This window comes from Mesorhizobium sp. LSJC269B00 (assembly GCF_000502815.1).
Lineage (GTDB): Bacteria > Pseudomonadota > Alphaproteobacteria > Rhizobiales > Rhizobiaceae > Mesorhizobium.
The window spans coordinates 293,429-318,593 of sequence record NZ_AYVN01000004.1; the positions used below are offsets into that span (position 1 = coordinate 293,429).

The 25,165-nt window shown below is 64.2% G+C and carries 18 protein-coding genes and 1 pseudogene; 9 read left to right on the forward strand and 10 right to left on the reverse strand.

The features are described from left to right. Positions 1-51 precede the first annotated feature (51 nt). The 6 genes from X771_RS152595 (at position 52) to X771_RS152570 (ending at position 6,706) form a co-directional block, all read left to right on the forward strand. Entirely contained in the window at positions 52-1,080 is a 1,029-nt protein-coding gene (locus X771_RS152595; RefSeq protein ID WP_023687962.1) for a LacI family DNA-binding transcriptional regulator, read from the forward strand. A 325-nt stretch (positions 1,081-1,405) separates the two neighbouring features. Next, the gene (locus X771_RS152590; RefSeq protein WP_023682221.1) at positions 1,406-2,530 is read left to right on the forward strand and encodes a sugar ABC transporter substrate-binding protein; all 1,125 of its coding nucleotides are present in this window, start codon (positions 1,406-1,408) and stop codon (positions 2,528-2,530) included. 93 nt (positions 2,531-2,623) lie between these two features. Beyond that, the gene (locus X771_RS152585; protein WP_023687963.1) at positions 2,624-4,189 is read left to right on the forward strand and encodes a sugar ABC transporter ATP-binding protein; all 1,566 of its coding nucleotides are present in this window, start codon (positions 2,624-2,626) and stop codon (positions 4,187-4,189) included. Then, positions 4,186-5,166, forward strand: a complete 981-nt coding sequence (locus X771_RS152580) for an ABC transporter permease (protein WP_023687964.1) — start codon at positions 4,186-4,188, stop codon at positions 5,164-5,166. The genes X771_RS152585 and X771_RS152580 overlap by 4 nt, the downstream gene beginning before the upstream one ends. Beyond that, the gene (locus X771_RS152575) at positions 5,163-6,149 is read left to right on the forward strand and encodes an ABC transporter permease (RefSeq protein WP_023673071.1); all 987 of its coding nucleotides are present in this window, start codon (positions 5,163-5,165) and stop codon (positions 6,147-6,149) included. The genes X771_RS152580 and X771_RS152575 overlap by 4 nt, the downstream gene beginning before the upstream one ends. A 2-nt stretch (positions 6,150-6,151) precedes the next feature. After that, the gene (locus X771_RS152570; RefSeq protein WP_023687965.1) at positions 6,152-6,706 is read left to right on the forward strand and encodes a gluconokinase; all 555 of its coding nucleotides are present in this window, start codon (positions 6,152-6,154) and stop codon (positions 6,704-6,706) included. Here X771_RS152570 and X771_RS152565 read toward each other — a convergent pair. Continuing rightward, on the reverse strand, positions 6,701-7,846 hold the full coding sequence (locus X771_RS152565) for a hypothetical protein (RefSeq protein ID WP_023687966.1): 1,146 nt from the start codon (positions 7,844-7,846) through the stop codon (positions 6,701-6,703). The two genes, X771_RS152570 and X771_RS152565, sit on opposite strands and share 6 nt — an antisense overlap. Before the next feature lie 113 nt (positions 7,847-7,959). Here X771_RS152565 and X771_RS152560 point away from each other — a divergent pair, with 113 nt between their 5' ends. Then, positions 7,960-9,501, forward strand: coding sequence for an acyl--CoA ligase (locus X771_RS152560; RefSeq protein ID WP_050587435.1), 1,542 nt, complete (start codon positions 7,960-7,962; stop codon positions 9,499-9,501). Positions 9,502-9,566: 65 nt separating this feature from the next. Here the strand turns inward: X771_RS152560 and X771_RS152555 are convergent, their stop codons facing one another. Together X771_RS152555 and X771_RS152550 are read right to left on the reverse strand one after the other, a co-directional pair. Next, the gene (locus X771_RS152555) at positions 9,567-10,016 is read right to left on the reverse strand and encodes an Rrf2 family transcriptional regulator (protein ID WP_023687968.1); all 450 of its coding nucleotides are present in this window, start codon (positions 10,014-10,016) and stop codon (positions 9,567-9,569) included. Between the two features lie 259 nt (positions 10,017-10,275). Further along, positions 10,276-11,262 carry a sulfate ABC transporter substrate-binding protein gene (locus tag X771_RS152550; protein WP_023687969.1) on the reverse strand — a complete coding sequence of 329 codons (987 nt, stop codon included), beginning with the start codon at positions 11,260-11,262 and terminating at the stop codon, positions 10,276-10,278. A 241-nt stretch (positions 11,263-11,503) separates the two neighbouring features. Here X771_RS152550 and X771_RS152545 point away from each other — a divergent pair, with 241 nt between their 5' ends. Together X771_RS152545 and X771_RS152540 are read left to right on the forward strand one after the other, a co-directional pair. Next, positions 11,504-11,776, forward strand: coding sequence for an AbrB/MazE/SpoVT family DNA-binding domain-containing protein (locus X771_RS152545; RefSeq protein ID WP_023687970.1), 273 nt, complete (start codon positions 11,504-11,506; stop codon positions 11,774-11,776). Continuing rightward, positions 11,776-12,174, forward strand: coding sequence for a type II toxin-antitoxin system VapC family toxin (locus X771_RS152540; RefSeq protein ID WP_023687971.1), 399 nt, complete (start codon positions 11,776-11,778; stop codon positions 12,172-12,174). The genes X771_RS152545 and X771_RS152540 overlap by 1 nt, the downstream gene beginning before the upstream one ends. Before the next feature lie 14 nt (positions 12,175-12,188). Here the strand turns inward: X771_RS152540 and X771_RS152535 are convergent, their stop codons facing one another. The 7 genes and pseudogenes from X771_RS152535 to X771_RS01000000164945 all read right to left on the reverse strand — a co-directional run bounded on the left by X771_RS152535 (position 12,189) and on the right by X771_RS01000000164945 (position 25,071). Further along, complete coding sequence (locus tag X771_RS152535; protein ID WP_023673079.1) at positions 12,189-13,229, reverse strand: sulfate/molybdate ABC transporter ATP-binding protein; 1,041 nt, start codon at positions 13,227-13,229, stop codon at positions 12,189-12,191. Between the two features lie 73 nt (positions 13,230-13,302). Beyond that, positions 13,303-14,187, reverse strand: coding sequence for a sulfate ABC transporter permease subunit CysW (cysW, locus tag X771_RS152530; RefSeq protein ID WP_023687972.1), 885 nt, complete (start codon positions 14,185-14,187; stop codon positions 13,303-13,305). Further along, complete coding sequence (gene cysT, locus X771_RS152525; RefSeq protein ID WP_023687973.1) at positions 14,180-15,031, reverse strand: sulfate ABC transporter permease subunit CysT; 852 nt, start codon at positions 15,029-15,031, stop codon at positions 14,180-14,182. The genes cysW and cysT overlap by 8 nt, the downstream gene beginning before the upstream one ends. Positions 15,032-15,049: 18 nt before the next feature. After that, entirely contained in the window at positions 15,050-16,078 is a 1,029-nt protein-coding gene (locus X771_RS152520) for a sulfate ABC transporter substrate-binding protein (RefSeq protein WP_023673082.1), read from the reverse strand. Between the two features lie 230 nt (positions 16,079-16,308). Further along, positions 16,309-16,992, reverse strand: coding sequence for a M15 family metallopeptidase (locus X771_RS152515; RefSeq protein ID WP_023687974.1), 684 nt, complete (start codon positions 16,990-16,992; stop codon positions 16,309-16,311). A gap of 253 nt (positions 16,993-17,245) precedes the next feature. Further along, complete coding sequence (gene pbpC / locus X771_RS152510; RefSeq protein WP_031202624.1) at positions 17,246-19,351, reverse strand: penicillin-binding protein 1C; 2,106 nt, start codon at positions 19,349-19,351, stop codon at positions 17,246-17,248. Between the two features lie 83 nt (positions 19,352-19,434). Beyond that, positions 19,435-25,071, reverse strand: a pseudogene (locus X771_RS01000000164945) (alpha-2-macroglobulin family protein). Positions 25,072-25,165: the final 94 nt, after the last annotated feature.

Genomic DNA, 25,165 nt, shown 5'->3' on the forward strand with positions numbered 1-25,165 from the left:
CATGGTTTCGCAAGGGCGCAGCGGCCGGGGCCCGGCACGTGGAGGATGTCCATGACCAAGCCGCGCTCGCGTCGCGGGGGCGGCCGCCCGACCCTATCAGATGTGGCGCGCAAGGCCGGCGTCGGCGCCATTACCGTGTCGCGGGCGCTGCGCGAACCGGAACGCGTCAGCCAGGATCTGCGGCGCCAGATCCAGGCCGCCGTCGACGAACTCGGTTATGTCCCGGATCCCAATGCACGGGCACTGGCCTCGGCGCGCGCCGATGTGTTCGGCGTGCTGGTGCCGTCGCTGACCAACAACGTCTTCGCAGAAGTGGTGCGCGGCATCTATGACAGCCTGTCGGACGGCCCGTTCCGCGTCCAGCTCGGCAACACCCATTATTCCGGCCTCGAGGAGGAGCGCCTGCTGCAGGTGTTCGCACCGCAGCGCCCGGCGGCGCTGATCGTGGCCGGCATCGACCAGACGCCGACCTCGCGAAAGCTGCTGGAGAGCGCGGGCTGCCCGGTGGTGCAGGTGATGGAGACCGGGCCCGATCCGGTCGACATGCTGGTCGGCTTCTCGCATTTCGACGGCGGCCGCACCGCGACCGAGCATCTGATCGAGGCGGGCTGCCGGCGGATCGGCTTCATCGGCGCACGCATGGACCCGCGCTCGCAGCGGCGGCTTGCCGGCTATCGCGCGGCAATGGAGAAGGCCGGCCTGTTCGACCCGCGGCTCGTCACCACCACTCCGCTACTGTCCAGCGTGACGCTCGGCCGCGAGCTGCTTCGCGATGCGCTGGCCAAGATGCCGGCGCTCGACGGCGTCTTCTGCAACAATGACGACATCGCGCTCGGCGTTTTGTTCGAATGCCATAGCGCCGCGCTCAACGTGCCGAAAACAATCGGCATTGTCGGCTTCAACGACCTCGAAATGATGCAGGCGGCGTTCCCGCCGCTCACCAGTATCCGCACCCCTCGCTATGAAATCGGCCGTCGGTCTGTTGCCATGGCGCTGGCGGCGATCGCCGGGCAAAGGCCTGAGCAGCGGGTCGTCGATCTCGGTTTCGAACTCAAGCCCCGCGAGAGCACCGCACGCTGAACACGCTTTGGCGACCTCGGCAAATGGTGCTTTACACAACGTCATGGTAGCGCTACCATTTTCGTCGGGCAGACGTTTTGATGAGAGGCAGTGCCTGTTTATTATACATAAGCAACAGCTCATGCTTGTTTATTATGTATAATATGCTAGTTTCGTTTCTCGCCTGTGAAGCGGCGAGGGGGAGGGGATCGGGCCGGCTTCGGGCCCTTGAGACGTGGCGCCGGCCAGGCTGGAGGGCCTTCGGCAGGCGTGGAAAACACACCACGACAAACCGCATCAAATAAACAAGCAGCAGCAAATAAAACTACAACTGGGAGGAATATCGATGATCAAGTCACTTGTTGGTGGCATCGTTGCCGCCACTGCATTCGTCATGCTGAGTTCGTCGGCCATGGCCGACCCGGAAGTTGTCAAGGGACCGTCGGCTGAGCCGGATTGCTTTGCGCCCTGGGCGGCCGATACGCAGTTCTTCAAGTTCCCCAAGAAAGACGGCCCATACCGCATCGCGCTCGCCAATGGCTATATCGCCAACACCTGGCGCATCCAGATGGTGCAGACCGCCAAGGCCTATGCGGCCCAGCCGGAGGTCGCCGCGAAACTGAAGGAATTCAAGGTCGTCTCGACCGGCGAGGACGTGCCGGCTCAGATTTCGGCGATCAACAACTTCATCGATTCCGGCTATGACGCGATCGTCGTCAACGCCCAGAACCCGACCGCTTTCGGGCCGGTCATCAAGCGCGCCAAGGAAGCGGGCGTCATCCTCGTCGCCTTCGACAATATTCTCGATACCAAGGACGCCATCAACGTCAATGTCGACCAGAAGGGCCTTGGCGAATTGTGGGGCAAATGGCTGGTCGGCCATGTGCCGAATGGCGGCAAGGTGCTCGAAGTGCGCGGCGTTGCCGGGACTTCCGTCGACACCGACCGTCACAACGGAATCCATGAAGCGCTCGATGCCTCCGGCAAGAAATGGGACGTCACCGAGGTGGTCGGCAAATGGGACGACGGCGTGGCACAGAAGGCCACGGCCGACGCCATTGCCACCAACGGTCCGTTCGACGGAATCACCGGGCAAGGCGGCGACACCGGCATCGTGCAGGCGATGATCGATGCCAAGCATGCTTTCGTGCCGTTCGGCGGGGAGACCGAGAACGGTTTCCGCAAGTTCTGCGCGGCACATGCCGGCGACGGGCTGAAATGCTCATCGGCCGGCACCGGTCCGGCGCAGGTCGCGGTCGCCATCAAGACGGCGATTGCCGCGCTCGAAGGCAACGTCGTGCCGCAAGCAGTGAAACTGCCACTGGCGATCGTCGAGGATCCGAACTTCAAGGCCGGTCAGGATTTCTTCCCCGACCAGTCCGACAATTTCTTCGTCGGCAATTCCTTCCCGACCTGCGGCATCAATTTCACCGCGCAGGAAATTATGGGCCAGACCAAAGCTGACCAATAGGGCTGACCAATAGGCGGCATATCCGGCGCCGCGGGATCTCCGCGGCGCCGGCCACTCGATATCCCTTGAAGTCAAACTGCCTCGGGAGGGCCGATGGACGGTGCGGTTCCGCTCTTCCGGATGGAAGGCATATCCAAGCGCTATGGTGGTGTGCGGGCGCTGGAAAAGGCCGAGCTTTCGGTCTCGTCCGGTAGCATCCACGCCATTCTCGGCGAAAACGGCGCCGGCAAATCGACGCTGATCAAGGTCATGGCGGGCGTCGTCGCGCCCGACGAAGGCCGCATGATGCTGAACGGCAGCGAGGTGACGTTCGCTTCGCCTGCTGCTGCAAACAAGTCCGGCATCGTCTGCATCTTCCAGGAGCTGTCGCTGGTTCCCGAACTCAGCGTTGCCGACAACATCGTCATCTCCGATCCGCCGAAGCGTTTCGGCATGATCGACCGCAAGGCGCAGCGCCGCATTGCCGAGGATGCGCTGGCACGCGCAGGTGCGGCCGACATCCATCCATTGGCGCTGGTCAAGGATCTTCCGCTTTCAAGAAGACAGATGGTCGAGATCGCCAAGGCATTGGCCAGGAAGCCGCGCATCCTGATCCTCGACGAGGCGACCTCGGCGCTGACCGCGACGGACGTCGCCAGGATATTCAGCGTGCTCAAGCGATTGCGCTCGGAAGGGCTGGCGCTGCTTTACATTTCGCACCGCATGAACGAGATCGCCGAGCTTGCCGACCACTGCACGGTGTTTCGCAACGGCCGCAATGTCGCCAGCTACAAGGCAGGCACAAAGAGCGACAACGAAGTCGTCGAACTGATGATCGGGCGCGAATACAGCCATATTTTCCCGCCGAAACCCGCGCGCACCGCAGCCGCCGCCGTTCCTGTGCTGGAGGCGCGCAAGCTGTCCTGGACGGACCGGCTGGACAATGTCTCGCTGACGGTCGGGGCAGGCGAGGTCGTCGGCCTTGGCGGCCTGGACGGCCAGGGCCAGCGCGAATTGCTGCTTGCCTTTTTCGGTGTGCTGCGCGGCCTCGGCGGCCAGATCCTTATCGACGGCAAGCCTGTTTCGATCGCCAGCCCCCAAGCGGCGCGCGACGACCGCATCGGCATGGCGCTGATCCCGGAGGACCGCAAGACCGAAGGCCTGATGCTGCCGATGACGGTGCGCGAGAACCTCTCCTTTGCCGCCCTAGACCGGCTGTCCAAGGCCGGCATCATCGACCGCGCCGCCGAACAGCGGCTGATCGACGACATGGTCGGGCTGCTGGCGATCAAGACGGCCGGCCTCGACATTCCGGTCGGTGCGCTGTCGGGGGGCAACCAGCAGAAGGTGGTCATCGCCAAATGGCTGATGCGCCAGCCGCGTATCATCCTGCTCAACGATCCGACGCGCGGCATCGACGTCGGCACCAAGCAGGAACTCTATCAACTGATGCGCAAGCTGGCGGATGCGGGGGCGGCGATCCTGTTCTATTCGACCGACTATGACGAACTGATCGGCTGCTGCGACCGCGTGCTGGTGCTCTATGACGGCGCGGTCAAGCGCGAGCTGGTCGGGGCCGAGATCACCGAGCGGGCGCTCATTGCAAGCGCGCTCAACATCCACGGCGATGACGCCGGCGCGAGAGACGATGCCGGCGCAAGACAGGGAGCGGACGCGTGAAAGAGTGGCGCTACCGGCTGGCCGAGCAGCGCGGAACACTGATGGCACTCGGCATATTCATTGTCATGTTCGTCATCTACACCTCGAACCATCCGGCGGGCTTCACCGCCAATGTCGTGCAGACGGCGTCCAACAAGGGCGTGCTGCTCGCCTTCGTCGCCATGGCGCAGACACTGGTCGTGATCACCGCCGGCATCGACCTCTCCGTCGGCATGATCTTCACGCTGACCAATTGCCTCGCCTCCTGGCTGGTCATCGGCACCGGCCTCGAGACCGCTTTCGGCGTCATCGCCGTGCTCGGCACCGGGCTCCTTTGCGGAGCGATCAACGGCGCCATCGTCATCTACGGCCGCCTGCAGCCGATCGTCGCCACGATCGCCACGGGTGCGGTCTATTTCGGCATCGCGCTGCTGCTGAGGCCGTTTCCCGGCGGTTCGGTCAACGAAGGTCTCGCCGACGCGCTGACCGGACGCCTGTTGGGCGTGGTGCCGGCGAGCCTGGTCGTGCTGCTCGCCGTCGTGCTCGTGGTCTGGGTACCGTTCAGCCGCTCGGTGCTCGGGCGCGCGGCCTATGCGGCCGGGTCCTCGGAGACGGCGGCCTACATGTCCGGTGTGCCGATAAGGCGCGGCAAGTTCGCTGCCTACGCGCTCGCAGGCCTGTTGGCCGCGATCGGCGGACTGTTCCTGACCTTCTTCACCTATACGGGCGATGCAGCCTATGCCAGCGGCAACGCCTATACGCTGTTTTCAATCGCCGCGGTGGTGCTGGGCGGCGTCTCGCTGTTCGGCGGCAAAGGCGGCGCCATCGGCGCCATCTTCGGCGCGCTGGCCTTCCGCACCATCGGCGACCTGTTGTTCGTGTTCGATTTCGACCCGCTATGGCAGCCACTGTTCCAGGGCGTTATCCTGCTGGTTGCGGTCAGCCTCGGCGCCTTCGCACTGTTTCGGGTCCGCAACCGGCTGGAGTGGTTCCTGTGAGCGAAACGACGTTGGGCGGCATCGCCGGCCGCATGCCGAAATTCATCCGCCGCGCCGATCCGGCGGTGCTGACGGCCTTCGCCTGCATCGTGCTGTTGCTGTTCCTAGGCAGCCTCTATTCCAGGAGCTTTCTGTCGCCTGAATATCTCTTGCAGCAGCTCAAGGTGGCCTCGTTCCTCGGCGTCATCGCCACAGGCATGATGCTGGTCATCCTGCTAGGCCAGATCGACCTGTCGGTGCCGTGGGCGGTGGCGGCGGGCGCGATGATGGCGTGTGCGGCTGCGGCCTATGGCCCGATCGGTGTGGCGCTGGCCATCCCGTTCGGCATCTTTTGCGGGGTGCTGATCGGCATCGTCAACGGCTTTGGCGTCGCTTATCTGCGCATACCCTCGATGATCATCACGCTCGCCACCAACGCTGTCGCGCAAGGGCTCATGGTCGTTTATACCGGCGGCTACTCGCCACAGGATTCGGCCACCGGCGCCATGCGCTATCTTGCGACAGGTTTTACCATTCCTGGCGTGCCTAACGCCGTCATCATCTGGGCGCTGATTGGTGCCGCGATGGTGTTCGTGCTGTCCCGCACCAGCTTCGGCCGCACCGTCTACGGCATCGGCAACCGCGAGCGTGCCGCCTATCTCTCCGGCATCGATACAAGGCGCGTGGTGATGATCGCCTTCGCTATCTCAGGCGGGCTGTCCGCCTTTGGCGGGGTGCTTCTCGCCGGCTATGCCTCCAAGGCGGCGCAATCGATGGGCGATGCCTATCTCTTGCCGTCGATCGCCGCCGTGGTTCTGGGCGGCACCTCGATCCTGGGTGGCCGCGGCTCCTATCTCGGCACCGTCGCCGGTGTCATCCTGATTACGCTCCTGCAGTCCATCCTCTCGGTCATGCAGATGCCGGAGGCGGGGCGGCAGATCGTCTATGGCCTGGTCATCGTTGCCATGCTCCTGCTCTACGGCCGCGCGCCGGCAAGCCGCTGACCGTGGACGAAAAGACGGCACAGGCGCCAATGGGCGCCACCGGCTCAGTGCCTCGGGCCATTGTGGTGATGGGCGTCGCCGGCTGCGGAAAGTCGGCTGTCGGCAAAGCATTGGCAGCAGAGGAAGGGGCCGTCTTTGTCGAAGGCGACAGGCTGCACCCGCCCGAAAACGTCGCCCGCATGGCGAGCGGTGAGCCGCTCACAGATCAACTGCGTGAGGGCTGGCTCGATGCCATCGGCGAGCGGATCGCCGACCTGACCGGCAGCGGCCAAAGCGTGGTTGCCGCCTGCTCGGCGCTGAAGCGCAGCTACCGCGATCGTCTGCGCGGCTTCCGCCGGGATATCGTTTTCATCTATCTGGAGATCGATCCCGCTACCGCCAAGCAGCGTGTCGCCAGCCGCAAGGGGCATTTCATGCCGGCAAGCCTGGTCGAAAGCCAGTTCGCCATCCTTGAACCGCCTGGCGCCGACGAGCGGGCGCTGACGGCCGACGCCACACTTCCAGTGGCTGAGATCGTCACCGCCGTTGCCAGCCTGCTGGCCGGCGCAAAATCATGAACCACCCTCGTCGGGCAAGGCGGTTTCCGGCCGTTCGGTGAACCGGTCGGCGCCGGACCAGACCATCATTTGCTCGGGATAGAGTTTCAGCGCCTCCAGCAAGCGGTCGCGCTTGAGCAATATGTACTCGGCCTGCAGCGCCATGTTCTTGGCGCCGGCTCTGGCCGCGCGCTCGCCGGCCTCTGCCGGGGCCGGCACCAGTTCGGGACTTAGGACGGCGCGGTATTGGCGGAACGGATCGGTCTCGAAGGTCGACATGGAAAACAGCGCCGCCTTGCCTCTGGCAGCGAAATTCGTCGGCGCCGAGGCGAGGTGAGTCCAGCCGCTCTCGCCAAGGCCGACTTCGGTGAATGTCGAGCCGGCATGCACGGTGTTGGTCACCAATACGACGCCGTTGCTGCCAAGGATCTTCTGGATCCGGCCGGTGACCTGGTAGGCGTCGCTGCGGTCGAACACGATCCGGCTTTTCAGGAAACGGTTCTCGACCCGAACCATCGGCGGGTTCAGGAAGCGCAAGCCGAAGGTCGAATCGGATATGCCGTGAGCCCTGACACTGAGCTGGTGTGTCTCGATTCCGGCTTCATGGAGAGCGCGTTTGCCGATTATGGTCTGGGCCGTGAACTGATCGCACCAGATGATAGCGCCGTGGCCGCGCTTTAGCGCCGCTTCCAGACCTTCCAGGCCTTCCAGCCGGATATCAGGCGACCACCGGCGGCCGATGAGATGCGCGGCAAGCAGCAGACGCCGACGGTGGTTGGCGCAGAGCAAGGCCCTGAACTGCTTTTGCGCATCGATGCCATTGCCGAGCACGGCGCGCGTCGCGGCGGCGTAGCGCACGAAATCCTTGCGGATATGGCGCTTGAGGCGCAGTCCCGATACGCGGCTGCAGATCGCGGCCCACCAATTGACCGGCAGCAATGCCGCGACCCCGAGATAGAAGGCGGCCAGCAGCAGCTCGCGGAAATCCCTGTTGTTGAAGGTGCGCAACTTGCCGGGGCGAACCAGCTTGCGGCTGAAGAAGCGGACATGCTCGGCGCGTTCGGGCACCAGGATGTCGGCGATGATTTCCGTATGATAAATGACGGCGGAAGATGGTGTCCGGTCGGCTTTCCGGGATTTTCCCAACCACGGCAGCCTCATCCGATCGGTGTCCACCTGTTCTTGCGTGCGTCCGGAAATCGCTTTACTGCGTCTGCCACGGGCGCGCAATCGGCGCCGGCAAGGCCATGGTGAACGCCATTCAGGGTTCGAACTTGAAACAGGCCCTATCGGTAGCACTTCCCCAACTGGCGCCCTTGCGGCCGGCTGCGGTGGCGCTGATGGCGCCGGACCGGCCGTCCCTGAGCTTTGCCGGCCTCGCCAGTCTTGTCGACAAGCTCTGCGGCGATCTCGCCAGGCGTGGCGTTGCCCGCGGCACGGCCGTCGGCATCGTCTTGCCCAACAGCCCGGAAATGGCGGCCTGTTTCCTGGCGGTCTCGGCGTTGGCGACGGCGGCGCCGCTCAATCCGGCTTACGGCGAAGACGAATTCCGCTTCTATCTCGGCGATCTCGATGTGAAGCTGCTGCTGTGCGGACAAGGCATGGGCGATGCCGCGCGCAACGCCGCAAAGGGGCTCGGCATTGCGGTGCTCGACGTCGTCGTGACTGACGGCGCCAAGGCCGGCGAGTTTCTGCTGGCGGGCGACGCCGAGGTGGAGGCTGCCAGCGAGGCTCGCCTCGACGATATGCAGTTCAACGGACCCGACGATTTCGCGCTTGTCCTGCACACATCGGGAACCACGGCGCGACCGAAGATCGTCGGCTTGCGGCAGCGCAATCTGCAGGCATCGATGGCCAACATCGCCAGCACCCTGGCGCTGTCGGCAAACGATATCTGTCTCAACGTGATGCCGCTGTTCCACATTCACGGGCTGATGGCGGCGCTCAGCGCACAGCTGGCAGTCGGCGGCGCTGTTGTCTGCACGCCGGGCTTCAACCCGCTCAAATTCTACGGCTGGCTGGGCGATTTCCGGCCGAGCTGGTACAGCGCGGTGCCGACCATGCATCAGGCGATCCTGGCGCGCGCCGCCCGCAATGGCGAAACCATCGCGGCTGCGCGGCTGCGCTTCATCCGCTCGTCTTCGGCAGCGCTTCCCGACACCGTGTTCCGCGACCTCGAGCGCGTCTTCGGCTGTCCGGTGGTCGAGGCCTATGGCATGACCGAGGCGGCGCACCAGATGACATCCAATGGCTTGCCGCCGGCGCGCCGCAAGCCAGGCTCGGTCGGCCTGCCTGCGGGTCCGCAGGTGACGATCCTGGACGACAAGGGGACGATCCTTCCGGCGGGTGAAAAGGGCGAGATCGCGGTGCGCGGCGCCAACATCCATGATGGCTATCTCGACAATCCGGTGGCCAATGAAGCTGCCTTCAGCGATGGCTGGTTCCGCACCGGCGACCAGGGTCTGATCGACGAGGATGGCGATCTGAAGATCACCGGGCGGCTGAAGGAGATCATCAACCGCGGCGGCGAAAAGATCTCGCCGCTCGAGGTCGACAATGTGCTGCTCGATCATCCGCTGGTGGCGCAGGCGGTGACCTTCGCCGTGCCGCATGCCATGCTCGGCGAGGAGGTGGGTGCGGCTATCGTGCTGGCCGAGGGCGCCATCGCCGACGCCGATGAGATACGCGATTTCGCGCGCAGCCGCATTGTCGAGTTCAAGGTGCCGCGCCACATCTTGTTTCTTCAGGAGATACCCAAGGGTCCCACAGGCAAGATCCAGCGCGTCGGCCTGGCCGGCAAGCTCGGCCTGGTCTGAGGACTCTCATTTGAGCATGATCTTGTCCGAAAACCGGTTCCCACTTTTCGGGACCATGCTCTAATTTAGATCTGCGATGTCAGCTCGACCGGAAAATCATCATTGTCGGCGTCGCGCATGGCGGCGAGGCTGCGATTGTCCAGCACTTCGGCGATCGCCTGGCGCACTTCCAGCATCATGTGCCGGACTTGGCAGGTCGCCTCGTCGCAATCCTCGCAGCGCTGGTATTGCGTGCGGCTGGCGCAGGGTATGGGAGCGAGCGGGCCGTCCAGCACGCGCACGATGTGGCCGATCTTGATTTCGGAAGCCGGCCGGGAGAGGCGATAACCGCCTTCCTTGCCCTTGCGGCTGAGGACGAAACCGGCATTGCGCAGCTCGCCCAGAATGGCATCCAGGAATTTCTTCGGGATGTTGTTGGCGATCGCGATGTCGTTGACGAATGCAAGCTGGCCGACCGGTAGGCCGGAAAGATGCACGAGGGCCTTGAGGCCGTATTTGCCTTTTTTGGTAAGCATGCCCGCTTCAGTTCATGAAAACCCCAACCACCCGCATCTGGCGGTTGTTTGTGTGCAAATCATGACGTTTCGCCTGAACAACCCGGTTTCGCGTAGAACAAGCCGCCCGGTTGAGATGTTAGGCACAAAGGCGTTCATTCTTTGTAACGTTTTTCGCCGATCGCGACAGATTCCGCCTGAAAGCCGTTGTCGGCGAGCGAAAACGAAAAGCCGGCAAAGCGCCGGCTTTCTTGTGAGGTGAGGTCGAACGCTGCTGATATCAGCGGCTGCCATAGGTCTGGTCGAGCAGACCGCCGGCGGCGAAGTGCTCCTTCTGTATCTTGTCCCAGCCGCCAAAGACGTCTTCCACCGTCAGCAGGCGGACATCGGGGAAGTCGGCCTTGTATTTTGCCGCGACTTCAGCGTTGCGGGCGCGCAGGCCATTTTCAGCCGCGATGGTCTGGCCCTCGGGCGTGTAGAGGAAGTCGAGATAGGTCTTGGCGAGGTCACGGCTGCCGTGCTCGTCGGCGACCTTGTCGACGATCGCCACCGGGAATTCGGCGAGCAGGCTGACCGTTGGCGTGACCTGTTCGAACTTGTCGTTGCCATACTCCTTGCGGATGCCGCGCGTTTCCGACTCGAAGGTGATCAGCACGTCGCCGATCTCGCGCTGTACGAAGGTGGTGGTGGCGGCGCGCCCGCCGGTGTCGAAGATCGGCACCTTGTTGAACAGCTTGGTGACGAACTCCTTCACCTTGGTGTCGTCGCCCTTGAAGGCTTCCTTGGCGTAGGCGGTTGCGGCCAGATAGGTGTAGCGCGCATTGCCCGAGGTCTTGGGGTTGGGGAAGATCACCTGCACGTCGTCGCGCACGAGGTCGTTCCAGTCCTTGATGTGCTTGGGGTTGCCCGCGCGGACGAGAAAGGATGGGAGCGAATAGAAGGGCGAGGCGTTGTCGGGGAAATCCTTCTGCCAGTCGGCGGAGACGAGGCCCTTCTTGACCAGGAAGTCGATGTCGATGACCTGGTTGAAGGTGACGACATCGGCGCCGAGGCCTTCGGCAATGGCGCGCGCCTGCGCCGAGGTGCCGGCATGCGACTGGTCGACGGTGACGCCCGGATGGCCGGCGACGAAAGCCTTGTTCACCTGGGCGAACAATTCGCGGCCGACATCATAGGAAGCGTTGAGCAATTTGTCGGCCGACCAGGCCTGCGAAGAGGCGAGGACCAGGCCGGCGACGGTGGCGACGCTGAGCAAAAAACGCTTCATGAAAACAAGCTCCGATGTGCAATGCGTTGCCAGAACATAGCCGGGCCGGAGGGTGTACTGCGAGGCACACGGGGCAGACGTATGGCGTTGCAGCGAAAAAGAAATCGCTGAAGCAGGTTATCGGCGAAAATTCATTCCAGCCGAAATGCCGGTGCGTTGGGGTTTTCTGTGGGTTTGCAATTCGAAGCCGAGTGGCATATACAGATGGCATATACAAGTGGAACAGACAGGGGAGGCTGCCATGCCGCAGCACCGTCACTCAATACCACCGCCCAGGGAGGCGAAGTTGTTTCGCAACAACCGCAGTCAGGCGGTTCGCATTCCTGTCGAGTTCGAGCTGCCTGGGGAGAAGGTCCTGATCAGCCGCGATGGCGACCGGCTGATCATCGAGCCGGTCCGTAAACCGGGACTTGTCGCGCTGCTTGCCCAATGGGCGAAAGAGCCGCCGCTTGGTCCTGAAGACGACTTTCCCGAGATCCATGATGCGCCCGTGGGGCCTGAGGATATCTTTTGATGCGGTTCATGCTGGACACCAACATTCTCAGCGACATGATCCGAAACCCTGCCGGCAAGGCTGCCAGTACGGCGGTTCGCGCGGGAGACGGTGCCCTGTGCACCAGCATCGTTGTCGCCTCGGAGCTGCGTTATGGCTGCGCCCGCAAGAGATCGGCCAAGCTGCTCGCCAAGGTGGAGGAATTGCTCGCCGAGGTTCCTGTGTTGCCGCTCGATGTGCCGATGGATAACGAATACGGAGCACTTCGTGCCGAGCTGGAGGCCAGAGGCCAGCCAATAGGCCACAATGATCTTTTCATTGCTGCCCATGCCTGTGTGTTGGGGACGACACTGGTGACGGCCAACACCGCTGAGTTCCGTCGGATCAAGGGCCTGACGGTCGAGAACTGGCTGGAGTAGCGCCGGATCGATGTCTATGCCGCCGGGAAAAGCTTCCAGCGCCTCGGCCTGAACGCCACCCGGCTCTTCTGCGCCGCAGGATGGTCCACAGGCAGTTCGATCTCGACGCGCTGGCGCTCGCCGCCGATTTCCAGTTCGACGCGTCTTGTGCCGGCGACGCGGCGGCTGGCGGCGACCGTGCCGGCGATGCAGCCGCTGCAGCCGTCGAGCAGTTCGATATCGTGCGGGCGGAAGTACAGCGTCGCATCGCCCTCGGGTGCGTGCGGCGCCGACACGCCGATCGGACGGTCGGCGAGCCAGATCTCGCCATTCTCAACCTTGACCGGCAGCATGCTCGATTCGCCGATGAAGGAGTAGACGAAGGGCGAGTTCGGCGTGTCGTAGATCTCGTCGGCGGAGCCGACCTGCTCGATGCGGCCCTGGCTCATCACCACGACGCGGTCGGCAAGCTCGAGCGCCTCTTCCTGGTCGTGGGTGACGAAGACGGTGGTGTGGCCGGTACGGTCATGGATCTCGCGCAGCCAGCGGCGCAGTTCCCGGCGCACCTGCGCATCGAGCGCGCCGAACGGCTCGTCGAGCAACAGCACCTTGGGCTCGATGGCCATGGCCCGGGCGAGCGCCACGCGCTGGCGCTGGCCACCCGAAAGTTGCGCCGGATAGCGCTTTTCCAGGCCGGAAAGCTGAACGAGATCGAGCAGTTCGGAGGCGCGTCGGCGGATTTCGGCCGCCGGTGGTCGCGACGGTCCATGCCGCACCTTGAGGCCGAAGCCGATATTGTCGGCGACCGTCATGTGCCGGAAGAGCGCATAGTGCTGGAAGACGAAGCCGACATTGCGCTCCTGGATCGAGCGGTGCGAGGCGTCCTCGTCGCCGAAGAAGATCTTTCCGCGCGTCGGCCGCTCCAGGCCGGCGATAAGCCTCAGCAGCGTCGTCTTGCCGGAGCCGGATGGCCCAAGCAGCGCGATCAGCTCACCCGACTTGATGTCAAGCGATACGTCATGGAGGGCCGGAAACCGGTCAAACTCCTTGCGTACGTTGGCAACGCGAACTTCCATGTAGATCCCTCAGTAATTTGGCGCATGTCGTTGTCCCAAAACCGGTTCCCAGTCTTGGGCGACATGCATTTAGTCAGTGCCCGCGCGTCGCGGCGATCTCGGCGCCGTAGCGCATCTCGAGAAGTGTTTTCAAGACCAGCGTGACCAGCGCCAGGCCGGCAAGCAGCGAAGCGACGGCAAAAGCGCCGACGGCGTTGTACTCGTTGTAGAGGATTTCGACATGCAACGGCATGGTGTTGGTCAGCCCGCGTATGTGGCCCGACACGACCGAGACCGCGCCGAATTCGCCCATCGAGCGGGCGTTGCACAGAAGCACGCCGTAGAGCAATCCCCATTTGACGTTGGGCAGCGTCACGTACCAGAAGGTCTGCCAGCCATTGGCGCCCAGAGAGAGCGCGGCTTCCTCGTCGCCGTTGCCCTGTTCCTGCATCAGCGGGATCAGTTCGCGGGCAACGAAGGGGAAGGTGACGAAGATGGTCGCGAGCACGATGCCGGGCACGGCGAACAGGATCTGGATGCCGTGCGCCTTCAGCCATTCACCGAACAGTCCCTGAGCGCCAAACAAAAGCACATAGACCAGGCCGGAAATGACCGGCGAGACCGAGAAGGGCAGGTCGATCAGCGTGGTCAGAAAAGTCTTGCCCTTGAACTCGAACTTGGCGATCGCCCAGGCAGCCGAAATGCCGAAGACGACGTTGAGCGGCACGGCGATCACCGCCACCAGCAGCGTCAACCGGATCGCCGAGCGCGTATCGGGATTGGAGAGCGATTCCGTGTAGGCGCCAATGCCTTTCGCCAGCGCCTCGTGGAAGACGATGATCAGCGGCAGCAGCAGGAAGATGGCGAGGAAGGCGAAGGCCACCGCCATCAGCAGCAGCCGCACCGGCCGGCTTTCGGTCACCGCCGCCGACCGGCTCTCGTGATGCGGTTCGTAGGATTTGATCTCGGGGTCAGCCATAGCGCTTGCGACTCCATGACTGCGCCAGGTTGATGACCAGCAGCATCACGAACGACAGCAAAAGCATGATCGCCGCGATCGCGGTGGCCGCCGGATAATTGTACTCCTCGAGCCGGATGACGATCAGAAGCGGTGCGATCTCCGACTTGTAGGGAAGGTTGCCGGCGATGAAGATGACCGAGCCGTATTCGCCGACGCCGCGCGCGAAAGCGAGTGAGAAGCCGGTGATGATGGCCGGCGCCAGGCCGGGAAACAGGATGCGGGTGATGATCTGGAAGCGGTTGGCGCCGAGCGTCGCAGCGGCCTCCTCCACTTCCTTGTCGATCTCCTCCATGATCGGCTGCACCGTGCGCACGACAAACGGCAGGCCGATGAAGACAAGCGCCACGACAATGCCGAGCGGCGTGTACGCGACCTTGATGCCGAGCGGCGCCAGGAGATGGCCGATCCAGCCATTGGGCGCATAAAGAGTGGTCAGCGCAATGCCCGCGACCGCGGTCGGCAGCGCGAAGGGCAGGTCGACCATGGCGTCGACGACGCGGCGGCCGGGGAAGCGGTAGCGCACCAGCACCCAGGCGACGAGCGTGCCGAAGACGACGTTGACGGCGGCTGCGATGAAGGCTGTGCCGAAGCTGATTTCGAGTGCGTTGATGGTCCGGCGGTCGGTGGCGATCGCCCAGAAATCGGTCCAGCCGAGGGCTGCCGAGCGCCAGATCAGGCCCGACAGGGGGATGAGGATGATGAGCGTGAGGTAGGCAAGCGAGAAGCCGAGCGTCAATCCGAAACCCGGAATGACACTCGGCTGTCTGAATCGCCACCCCGCCTTGGCGGGTGCTATGGTCATGTCGTCCTGATCTAAATCCTACTGGGCCGGCTTGTAGATCTGGTCGAATATACCACCATCGCCGAAATGATAAGGCTGTGCCTTCTTCCAGCCGCCAAAAAGCGGATCGTCGATGGAGATCAGCTTGATTTCGGGCGTCTTCGGAATGTCAGCCGCATCCACCAGCTCGGGCTTGGCCGGACGATAGTGGTTCTTGGCGATGATCGTCTGGGCTTCCTTGGAATAGAGCCAGCCGAGATAGGCTTCGGCGACCTTGCGGGTGCCCTTGGCATCGACATTGGCGTCGACGATCGCCACCGGCGGCTCGGCCAGGATCGAGGTCGGGGGATAGACGATCTCGAAATTGTCGGCTCCGAATTCATTGAGCGCCAGATAGGCGTCGTTTTCCCAGCCGATCAGCACGTCGCCGATGCCCTTTTGCGCGAAGGTGACCGTCGAGCCGCGCGCACCGGTGTCGAGCACCGGAGCATTGGCGTAGAGCTTGCCGACGAATTCCTTGTTCTTGGCCTCGTCGCCGCCATCATTGGCGTTGGCATAGGCCCAGGCGGCAAGGTAGTTCCAGCGGGCGCCACCCGACGTCTTCGGGTTCGGCGTGATCACCTGGACACCGTCCTTGACCAGATCGCTCCAGTCGTGGATGCCCTTCGGGTTGCCCTTGCGGACCAGGAAGATGATGGTCGAGGTGTAAGGCGCCGAATTGTTCTCGAACTTCTTGCGCCAGTCCGGGTTGATCTTCTTCGACTTGGTGACGATGGCGTTGATGTCGCCTTCGAGCGCCAGCGTCACCACATCGGCATCGAGGCCGTCGATCACGGCGCGGGCCTGGGCGCCGGAGCCGCCATGCGATTGCTGGATGGTGACCGTCTCGCCGGTCTCGGCCTTCCAGTGTGCGACGAAGGCTTCGTCATAGGCCTTGTAGAGTTCGCGTGTCGGGTCGTAGGACACGTTCAGAATGGTCGTATCGGCAAACGCGAAACCGAGCGTGCCGAACTGGATCGATGTGGCGACCAGTGCGCCGAGCAGTTTCTTGAAATGAGGTTTGGTCATTTCCGCCTCCGTTGATGACGGCTGAACTCTATCGAATTGATAGAAATTAGATGCATTCAACGTTGCATTTTTTGTCCCCCCGAAGGAAATTTTCGCCGATATTGGGTTTCGGAAGGAAATATTTTCCTCATATTGGTCTAACCCGAATCCGGCCGGTTTGACGCTATCTAGGAACTGACAGCGCAGAAGCAAGGCCGAGCGAGGGAAGGCTCGGTGTAGCACCGGGCGGTTCAGCCCGCAGTGATGGGAAAATCGAAGCGCAGCTTTGGATACGGCTCATCCCGAAGCGTGTAGTGCCACCACTCGCGCGCATAATTCTTGAAGCCGCCGGCGCGCATGGCGTCGAGCAGCCTTTTGCGGTTTGCCGCCGCTTCTGCCGCCAATGGGCGATGGGCGGTTTCGCTTGCCGGGTCGAAACAGTCGAAGCTGGTGCCGAAACCGAGCGTGCCGGCGCCGGCCGCGCCGCAAGCGGCGGATGACTTGTTCTTGCCGTCGCTGCGGGCGATGGCGACATCGACGGTCGAGCCGCGCGAATGGGTGGACAATTCGCCCATATAGCCCTTGGCGATGAGGTCGCCGCGCTGCACCTGAGGGTACCATTGCGGATCGGGCGGGCCGCCCTCTCTGGTCCATTTGCCCATGTCGGCAACGGCGCGGGCCGGGCGGTAGCAGTCGAAGACGACCAGCGTCAGGCCATCGGCGGCGAGCGCTTTCTGCACACCGGACAGCGCTTGCGCAGCTTGCTTCGTGAGTATGCAGACCGGCGCGTCATAGCCGTCGGCCTTGCGATGCAGGAAGTTTTCCAGGCCGGCATAGCGGATGTCCTGGCGGATCGAGGGATCGACATCGGCCAGGCGGACGAAGCCGGCGGGCAGGGGATCGGCGGCGGCGGGGGAGCAAGTCGAAACGAACATGGATAGGGCTAAGGCCAATCCTCGATGCAAGCGCTTCGGCACACCCCCCTCTGGCCTGCCGGCCATCTCCCCCGCAAGGGGGGAGATCAGGTGTCGCTGCGGCTTTCGCCAATTTTCAACGTTGCTGAATGAGCGCGGCGCCGAAGCTGCCAATCTCCCTCCTTGCGGGGGAGATGGCCGGCAGGCCAGAGGGGGGTGCCTCGCGCCGGGTCTCGGGCGAAGAAGCCCAATCCCCTGAATCGCTTGGCGCCATCTATTCAACGAACACCTTCACGCTTGCCGCGCGTCCCACGGCGTCGATGACGGTGAGCGTCGAATAGCCGGCGCCGTCGGGCAGCCAGGTCGCAGTGCGGCGGCGGTCGATGCCGACGAGCGGCTTGCCATTGGCCAGCCAGCGGAACGGCGCGCGGCCGCCTTGCAGTTTCAGCACCAGCGGCGAGGCCTCGGCGGAATTGGTGGCGAGATCGACGCGGGCGCCGTTGGGCGGGAAAATGATCGTTGGCGCCGGTTCCGTCGGGCCTGCCTGCACCAGTCCGTCGGCGCCGGCGCCGAAGCGCCCCAATGTCACCGGCAGGTCTTCGCGCCTGGCCTTGAGGACACCGGCCGGCTGGCTGGGCAACGGGACGGCGGTGAGGCCGGAGCGGACGAAGCCCTCGAACAGGATGGGGGCGGCTGAGACATAGCCGGACAGGCCGGGCACCGCACCGGCATCGGCGCGGCCGACCCACACACCCAGCACGTAGCGGCCGTCGAAGCCGACCGACCAGGCATCGCGATAGCCGTAGGACGTGCCGGTCTTGTAGGCGATGCCGCGCTGCAAGGCGCCCTCGGGCGGCTTTACGCCCGACAATATGTCGGTGATCTGCCAGTTCGCCTGGGCGTCGAGGATGGTGGCGGTGGCGCGCTCGTCGTTGGCCGGCTCGGTGCCGTCATGGAGCGTGTTTGCCTTGCCGCCATTGGCGAGGCCGGTATAGAGCTGGACGAGATCGCGCAGCGTTACGCCGACGCCTCCGAGGCCGATGGCGAGGCCCGGCGCCTCGTTGACCGGTAGCACCGGGCTGACGCCGGCCTGGCGGAAGCGCGCCATCAGCCGTGCCGGGCCGACAGAGTCGAGCACGCGGATTGCCGGCACGTTGAGCGACAGCTGCAGCGCCTGGCGGATCGAGACATCCCCCTGATAGCCCATGTCGAAATTCTTTGGCCGGTAGCCGCCGAAATCGACCGGTCTGTCCTCGATCAGCATTTCCTGCGCCACCAGCCCCTGCTCGAAGGCGAGGCCATAGATGAACGGCTTAAGCGTAGAGCCGGGCGACCGCACGATCCTGGTCATGTCGATCCAGCCGGAACGGCTGGCGTCGAAGAAATCGGCAGAGCCGACTTCGCCGAGGATGTCACCGGTGCGGGCATCGGCCATCACCATGGCGACGGAGAGGCGCGGACCAAGCTTGATCGCGGCATCGCGCGCCACCTGCTCCAGCCCTTGCTGGACGCTTTTGCGGATCGTCAGCTGCAATGGCTTGCCGGGTACGGCCTTGGGAAGCATGGCATAGGCGGCATGCGGCGCCAGCGCCGGCAGTTTGCGGCGCAAGCCCGAGACATCATCGAGCGCTGCGCGCGCGGCCTCGCGCTCGCCAAGCAGGTCAGCCGACACCATGCGGGTCAGCACGCGGTCGCGGGCGGCATGAGCGATGGTGAGATTGCGGTCGGGCCGGCGCTTTTCCGGCAATTGCGGCAGCGCAACCAGCAGGGCGGCTTCCGAGACCGTCAGCCGCTTCGGCTCCTTGCCGAAATAGGCGAGCGAGGCGGCGCGCACGCCTTCGAGATTGCCGCCATAGGGCGCCAAGGTCAGGTAGCGTTCGAGGATCTCCTGCTTGGACAGCCGCCGCTCGATCTGGATGGCACGCAGCATCTGCTTGATCTTCGAGCCGAGGCTGCGGTTTTCGCGTGGCTCGATCAGCCGGGCAAGCTGCATCGACAGGGTCGAGCCGCCGGAGACGATATGGCCGCTGGTGGCGAACTGGCCGGCGGCGCGCGCCAGCGCCAGCACATCGACGCCATCATGGTCCCAGAAGCGCTTGTCTTCATAGGTGACCAGCATGTCGACGAACTGCTTGTCGACCTGGTCGAGATGAGTGTCGAGCCGCCAGTAACCGTCCGACGTGGCGAAGGCGCGCAACAGCTGACCGTCGCGGTCCTGGACCTCGGTGGAGACGGTGAGCCTTCCGGGCAGCGGCGGCGGAAAAGCGCGGTCGAGTTCCCAGAGAGAAGCGGCAGCGATCGCCGCAAAGCCGACGAGGGAGGCGGCGGCGATGCCTGTTCGACGGAGAAATTTTCTGGAGAGCATGGTGGTGCCCTTCATCCGCCTGCCGGCTCCTTCTCTCCGCATAGCGGGGAGAAGGAGATGGTCGCGGACATCGGCGTGTTCATCTTCGTCAAGGCGCCTTACGGCGCCTTGATCTCCATCATGCCGGTGGCGGTGCGGGCCGAATATTGCGGCCGGTACATGTCCTCCACCGTGGCTGCCGGATGGGCATAGGTGCCCGGCGTTACCGCACGCACGACGTAGGCCAGCATGATGTTGCGGTCGCCATCGCCGTCATTGGGATTGAATGCCGCGACGAAACGGTCGTCGCGGAATTCGAGATGGGCTGCATCCGTTTGCGCCAGCCAGGTGAAGTTCGACAATTGGGCGCTGGAGACAAGGCCCGGATTGTCGATCTCGAAGCCGGCCGGCAACAGGTCGGTGATCAGCAGGCGCGAAGGCCAGCGGTTCTGCTCGTAAACCTTGAGCACGACCACGTAGCGTTCGTTCTGCGTCGCCTCGGTGACGTTGGCTTCGGTGCCATCGAGCTTGTAGTAGGTGCGGTCGATGGTGAAGCCGTCGCCGCCGGCCGGCAAGGGCTCTACCGGCGAGGCGACCGTGGTGACGACCGCCTGCAGCGGCGTGGCGCCGGTGTTGGCGATGGTCAGCGGGCTGTCGGCAATGTCGGTGCCGCTGAGGTGGTTGGAATACCCACCGGCATGCGGCGCGCCTTTGACCGAGAGCGTGATCGAGTCGTTGCCCGACTTCAGCGCGCGGGCCGCCAGAAGCATCCAGGACTCGTCCTGCGTGCTGGTCCAGCGGGCATCGGCACGTTCCCTTGCCACCAGCCGGATCAGCTCCGGCACGATGGTCGGCACCGGCTTCGATTCGGCGGCGAGCGCCAGGATCGCGGCGCCATCACGCAGCCGCGAGCCATAGTCGGACCGGTAGTAGTCGTATTCGGTGGTCGACTTGGCCAGCTGCAGCGCCGTCTGGAAGGTTGCTTCCGAACGCTGCGCGTCGCCGTAGAGCGCCAGGCTCGCCGCCAACTGGGCGACGGCCATCGGGCTCGAGAAGGCTTCGAGCTTGGTGTCGGCGTAGTAGCGCAGATCGCCGACCGAGGCCTTCTTGTTGCGGGCCAGAACATAGAGCGCGTAGGCGATTTCGCTGCCGCGATCCTGGACGTCCTGGTCGTAACCGACCGAGTTTTGCAGATTGCTCAGCGCCTGGCTCATCGCCAGGGCCGGCACGTCGTAGTTCTGCTCGCGCGCCCGGGTCAGGAAGTCGGTGACGTAAGAGTCAAGCCACAGATCGCCGGAGCCCGGACCCCACAGGCCGAAGCTGCCGGCCGAAGCCTGGTAGCTCAGCACCTTGTAGATGGCGGCCTGCACGCGGCCGTGCAGTTCGGGATCGCTTTGCATGCCGACTCCGGACGCCAGATCGTTGACGTAGAGAAGCGGCATGGCGCGGCTGGTGGTCTGCTCGGCGCAACCATAGGGGTAGCGGTCGAGCGTCATCAGCAGCGACGGCACGTCGAAGGCGGCAGCCTGCGAAACNCGGCGCAACCATAGGGGTAGCGGTCGAGCGTCATCAGCAGCGACGGCACGTCGAAGGCGGCAGCCTGCGAAACGCCGACGCTGATCGAGGCGCCGTCGAGCAGGCTTGCCGCGAGCAGCTCCTTGTCGACGCGCAGCGAGCCGCCATTGCCCTTGAGGTCGACGACCAGACGGGTGGTGACCGGCAATTGCGCCGGACGCACCGGGACATACAGCGTCTGCTCGACGGAGGTGCCGTCGCCATGGGCGAGCTTGATGGTGATCGAGGCATTACCCGCCGTCTGTGCAACCAGCGGCACAGTCAGCGTCTGGCGCTTGCCCTTGGCGAGAGTCAGCTTTTCGGGCAACGGCTTGTCGCCGGTCGAGAGGTCGCCGGTCGTGGCGATCGACAGGGCATAGTCGCCCTCCGGACCGTCGGTGTCGGCGACGTCGAGCCGCATGATGGCTGCATCTCCAGGCGCCAGGAAGCGGGGCAGGCCGGCGGTGATCACCACCGGATCGCGCACGATGACGTCGGTCGTGGCATGGCCGACTGCATCCTTGGTCCAGGCGACGGCCATGACGCGCACGGTGCCGTTGAACTGCGGGATGTCGAAGTCGATCCTTGCCTTGCCGTCGGCGTCGAGCTGGACCGGGCCGGAGAAGAAGGCGACCAGCTTTTCGGTCGGCGGACTGCCTTGCGGCTGCATCGAGGCGCCGTCGCCGCCGGTCCTGAGCTTGCCGGTGGTGCCGAGCGAGCCGTCGATGAGACGGCCATAGATGTCGCGGACTTCGAGCCCGAGCATGCGCTGGCCGAAATACCAGCCCTCCGGATCCGGCGCCTTGTAGTTGGTGAGGTTCAAAATGCCGACATCGACGGCAGCGACCGTGACATAGGCATTGCTGCCCGGCGCTACGCCGGCGACCGAAACCGGGATCGACAGCTGCTGGCGCGGCATCGTCTTGTCCGGCGGCGTCAGGGTGACGGCGAGCTTTTTCGAGCCTGGGTCGACCGTCAGCCATTTTACGCCGATGGCGCGCGCCGGCATGCGGGTTTCCTGCGCATCGCCGGGCCGGAACAGGGTTGCGGTGATGTAGGCGCCCGCGCCCCAGTCGTCACCGACCGGGATGTCGACCGTGCTGCCGCCGGCCGGCACGGTTGCCGTGATGGTCTTGAGCAGCTTGTCGGCGCCGATGGTGACCAGCAGTTCGCCGGCAAAATGCGGCGACACCTTCAGCTTGGCCACGTCGCCGGCGGCATAGCTGTCCTTGTCGAGAGCGATCTCGAGCCCATCAGGCGTTTCGGTGGAGGTCGAGGAGACATACCAGCCGGCGTCGAACTCATAGCTGGTCGCCGGGCCCTCGGGATCGGCAGTCTCGATCTCGAGCCGGTACTGGCCCCAGTCGACCGGCATCGTCACGGTCGCCTCGGCATCGGCGCTGAGATCGACCTGGCCGTTGGCGATCGACTTGGTGAAGGTGACCGGTTCGTAGTTCCACGAGTTGTTGTTGCGATACCACTGGTAATTGCGTTCGACCTTGACCAGCGACCACTGCGCGCCCTTCAGCGTCTCGCGCTTGCCGTCGGGGTCGACCGCGATGAGGCTGAACTTGGCGGTGCCGCCCTGCGGCACCTCATTGTCGGCGAAATCCGGACGAATGCCGATCATGTGGCCTTGCGGGCGGATGCCGATGTTGAGCGAGCGTTCGATGGCGCGGCCGCCGGTTTCACGCATGCGAACCGTGACCTTGGCGTCGACCAGCTTGGTGGTCGCGGGCAATTGGTCGACCGTGACCGGGAAGGTCGCCTTGCCGTCGTCGCCGACCACCGGCAGACCGGTGAACGGGGTGACCGAAGGCTCGGCCGACTGCTCGTCGGCAAGGCCGAACGAATAGCCGGCGAAACGGTCCCAGTCGCGCGCCGTCGACAGCGTCAGCTCGCCTTCGAGCGCGAGGCCGGCGGCCGGCGCGCCATAGAGGAAGCGGCCGTCAATGTCGATGTTGGCGGTTTCGCCCTGGGCGATCTCCTGCTTGTCGGACTTCATGTCGAACTCGATGCGATCCGGCACGAAGTCTTCGACCAGGAACATCTGGCTGGAAACGGCCGCCTGCTTGGGATCGGTATAGATCGACACCGTCCAGGTGCCGCGCATGGCGTTGGCTTCCAGCGGCAGGTCGACGGCATAGCCGCCGGCCGAGACGCCATCGGCAACGATGCGGCGGTTCTCGACGCCGTCGGGACGGGTGAAGATGAAGGTCAGCGGCAGGTTTTCCACCGCTTTGGAGGCGCCGTCGCGGGCAAGGGCTGCGACATGCACATCCTCGCCGGCGCGGTAGATGCCGCGTTCGGTCCAGGCATAGACATCGAGCGCGCCCGGTGCGGCGCGTCCGGCGACGCCGCGATCGGACAGATCGAAGCCGGCGCGGCCCATGTCGAGGAAGACGAAATCGTTGTCGCCCTGCTTGGCCATCAGAACGGCCGGCACCATGCCGCCGTCGCCGCGCGTCAGGCCGGGGTTGAAGACAGCATGGCCTTCGGCGTCCGACGTGGCTGTGCCGAGGATTTCATTGTTCCTGGCCAGCAGCGTCAGTTCGGCGCCGGCGATCGGCTTGGCGGTTCCGAGCGAGCGGGCAAAGACATTGAGGCCATCCTGGCCGGTATAGGTCGACAGGCCGATGTCGGAGACGACGAACCACTGCGTGGCAAGCGAATTGTAATTGTCCTCGTCATTTTCATTTACCGCTTGCGCGGTCAGCACGTAGACGCCGGGCTTGCGCTGCGGCAAGGCTTCGTCGACCGGGAACGAAGTCGTGACGTCCTTGTTGAGGTCGTTGGCGATATCCAGCTGCCCCTGCCAGACCGGCTCACCCATCTGGTCGGAAATGCTGGAGATATCATAGCCGTCGAGCTGCTTCAGGAACTGATAGCCGGACAGAAGCTGCGCCAGCGAACGATCGCCGATACGGTAGAGCTTCATCTGCGCGGTGTTCATGTTGACGGTGACGATGGGGATGCCACGGCGGGCGCCGGCGGGCAGCACGAAGCTGTCGCCGGTGAAGCGGGCGGACGGCGCGCGGTCCTGCACATAGATCGACAGCACGACCGGAGCGGCGGTGACCTCGCCAATGGCGGCCGGCAGACCGGCGCGGAAGGTCACTTCGTAATGTTGGCCGTGCTCCAGGCCTTCGACGCAGATCTGCTTGTCCTTGGCCTCGACGCCCTTGGGCGGCTGGTTGTCGACGGTGACGAACTGGGCGTAGTCGACGCCGGTCTTGACCAGCTCCTCGGAAAACTGCGCGCAAATGCGCGGCGCGCTGGTGTCGGCGTCGATCGAGTGATCGATGACGCGGAAGCCCTTGCGGGCCTTGAGATCCTCATATTCGGCCTTGACCGCCGGCGAACTGACCAGCGCGAGGCTGGCTTCATAAGCCTGCAGGGCCGGACGGTAGAGATCGCGGCGGTCGAGGCCGTTGCCGAGCAGCGCCAGCACTTCGGCGCGGGTCTTGGTGGTGCGCAGCAACTTGTAGGCGTTGATGGCGGCGGAGGTGCCTTTGACCGGCAGATTGTAGGATTCGGAGGTGCCGCTGGCCGGCTGTATGGCAAGCGTTTCACGCGCCAGACCGAGCCAAAGCTGACCGTCGTCAGGCAGGACCGAGACCGCGGCCTCGTATTTGTTCATGGCCTGCCCATGGTCGCCGGTCAGTGCAGCCTGTTCGGCGGCGGCGCGGAGTGATTCCAGCCCGTCGGTCGGCTTGTCATAGGCCGGATCGGTCAGCTTGTTGCGGTATTGCTGGGCCTGGTCGGCCATCCAGTTGGGGAAGAAGGCGAGTTCCGGCGGGGCGCCGATATCGGGGTCGCCATCGACATTGACGACCTTGCCCGCGACCGCGCCGCTGAANGGCGAGTTCCGGCGGGGCGCCGATATCGGGGTCGCCATCGACATTGACGACCTTGCCCGCGACCGCGCCGCTGAAGGGTTTCAACTGGTTATAGTCGGACTTTAGGAAGCACCATTTGGCCTTGTTGTTGTAAGTAAAGGCGCGGCAGGCGGGGTCGCCGAGGCATGTCGTCTTGCACTGATCGAGGCTGACATTCTGGTCCGATCTGAGATCGAAGCCGAAATAGTCGGAATTATTTGAGGTCACCACCCGGCGGGCTTCGGCCGCTTGCGTTACAGACCCCCAGGCGAAAATGAGAAGAATCAAGATCGACAGACCACGAGCCGCCGCGCGCATCGCCATAACACCCTCCAGACACTGCTACGTCCGCGGCATGTTCAAGCTTCAGTCAAGCTTGTCAACACGAGGACGGGCAGGTTTCCGCCCGCCAACGGTT

Excerpts from the sequence above, each read along its gene's own strand:
- X771_RS152595 (WP_023687962.1), top strand. The coding sequence starts at position 52 with ATGACCAAGCCGCGCTCGCGTCGCGGGGGCGGCCGCCCGACCCTATCA.
- X771_RS152590 (WP_023682221.1), top strand. The coding sequence starts at position 1,406 with ATGATCAAGTCACTTGTTGGTGGCATCGTTGCCGCCACTGCATTCGTC.
- X771_RS152585 (WP_023687963.1), top strand. The coding sequence starts at position 2,624 with ATGGACGGTGCGGTTCCGCTCTTCCGGATGGAAGGCATATCCAAGCGC.
- X771_RS152565 (WP_023687966.1), bottom strand. The coding sequence starts at position 7,846 with ATGAGGCTGCCGTGGTTGGGAAAATCCCGGAAAGCCGACCGGACACCA.
- X771_RS152555 (WP_023687968.1), bottom strand. The coding sequence starts at position 10,016 with ATGCTTACCAAAAAAGGCAAATACGGCCTCAAGGCCCTCGTGCATCTT.
- X771_RS152550 (WP_023687969.1), bottom strand. The coding sequence starts at position 11,262 with ATGAAGCGTTTTTTGCTCAGCGTCGCCACCGTCGCCGGCCTGGTCCTC.
- X771_RS152545 (WP_023687970.1), top strand. The coding sequence starts at position 11,504 with ATGCCGCAGCACCGTCACTCAATACCACCGCCCAGGGAGGCGAAGTTG.
- X771_RS152540 (WP_023687971.1), top strand. The coding sequence starts at position 11,776 with ATGCGGTTCATGCTGGACACCAACATTCTCAGCGACATGATCCGAAAC.
- X771_RS152535 (WP_023673079.1), bottom strand. The coding sequence starts at position 13,229 with ATGGAAGTTCGCGTTGCCAACGTACGCAAGGAGTTTGACCGGTTTCCG.
- cysW (WP_023687972.1), bottom strand. The coding sequence starts at position 14,187 with ATGGCTGACCCCGAGATCAAATCCTACGAACCGCATCACGAGAGCCGG.
- cysT (WP_023687973.1), bottom strand. The coding sequence starts at position 15,031 with ATGACCATAGCACCCGCCAAGGCGGGGTGGCGATTCAGACAGCCGAGT.
- X771_RS152520 (WP_023673082.1), bottom strand. The coding sequence starts at position 16,078 with ATGACCAAACCTCATTTCAAGAAACTGCTCGGCGCACTGGTCGCCACA.
- X771_RS152515 (WP_023687974.1), bottom strand. The coding sequence starts at position 16,992 with ATGTTCGTTTCGACTTGCTCCCCCGCCGCCGCCGATCCCCTGCCCGCC.
- pbpC (WP_031202624.1), bottom strand. The coding sequence starts at position 19,351 with ATGAAGGGCACCACCATGCTCTCCAGAAAATTTCTCCGTCGAACAGGC.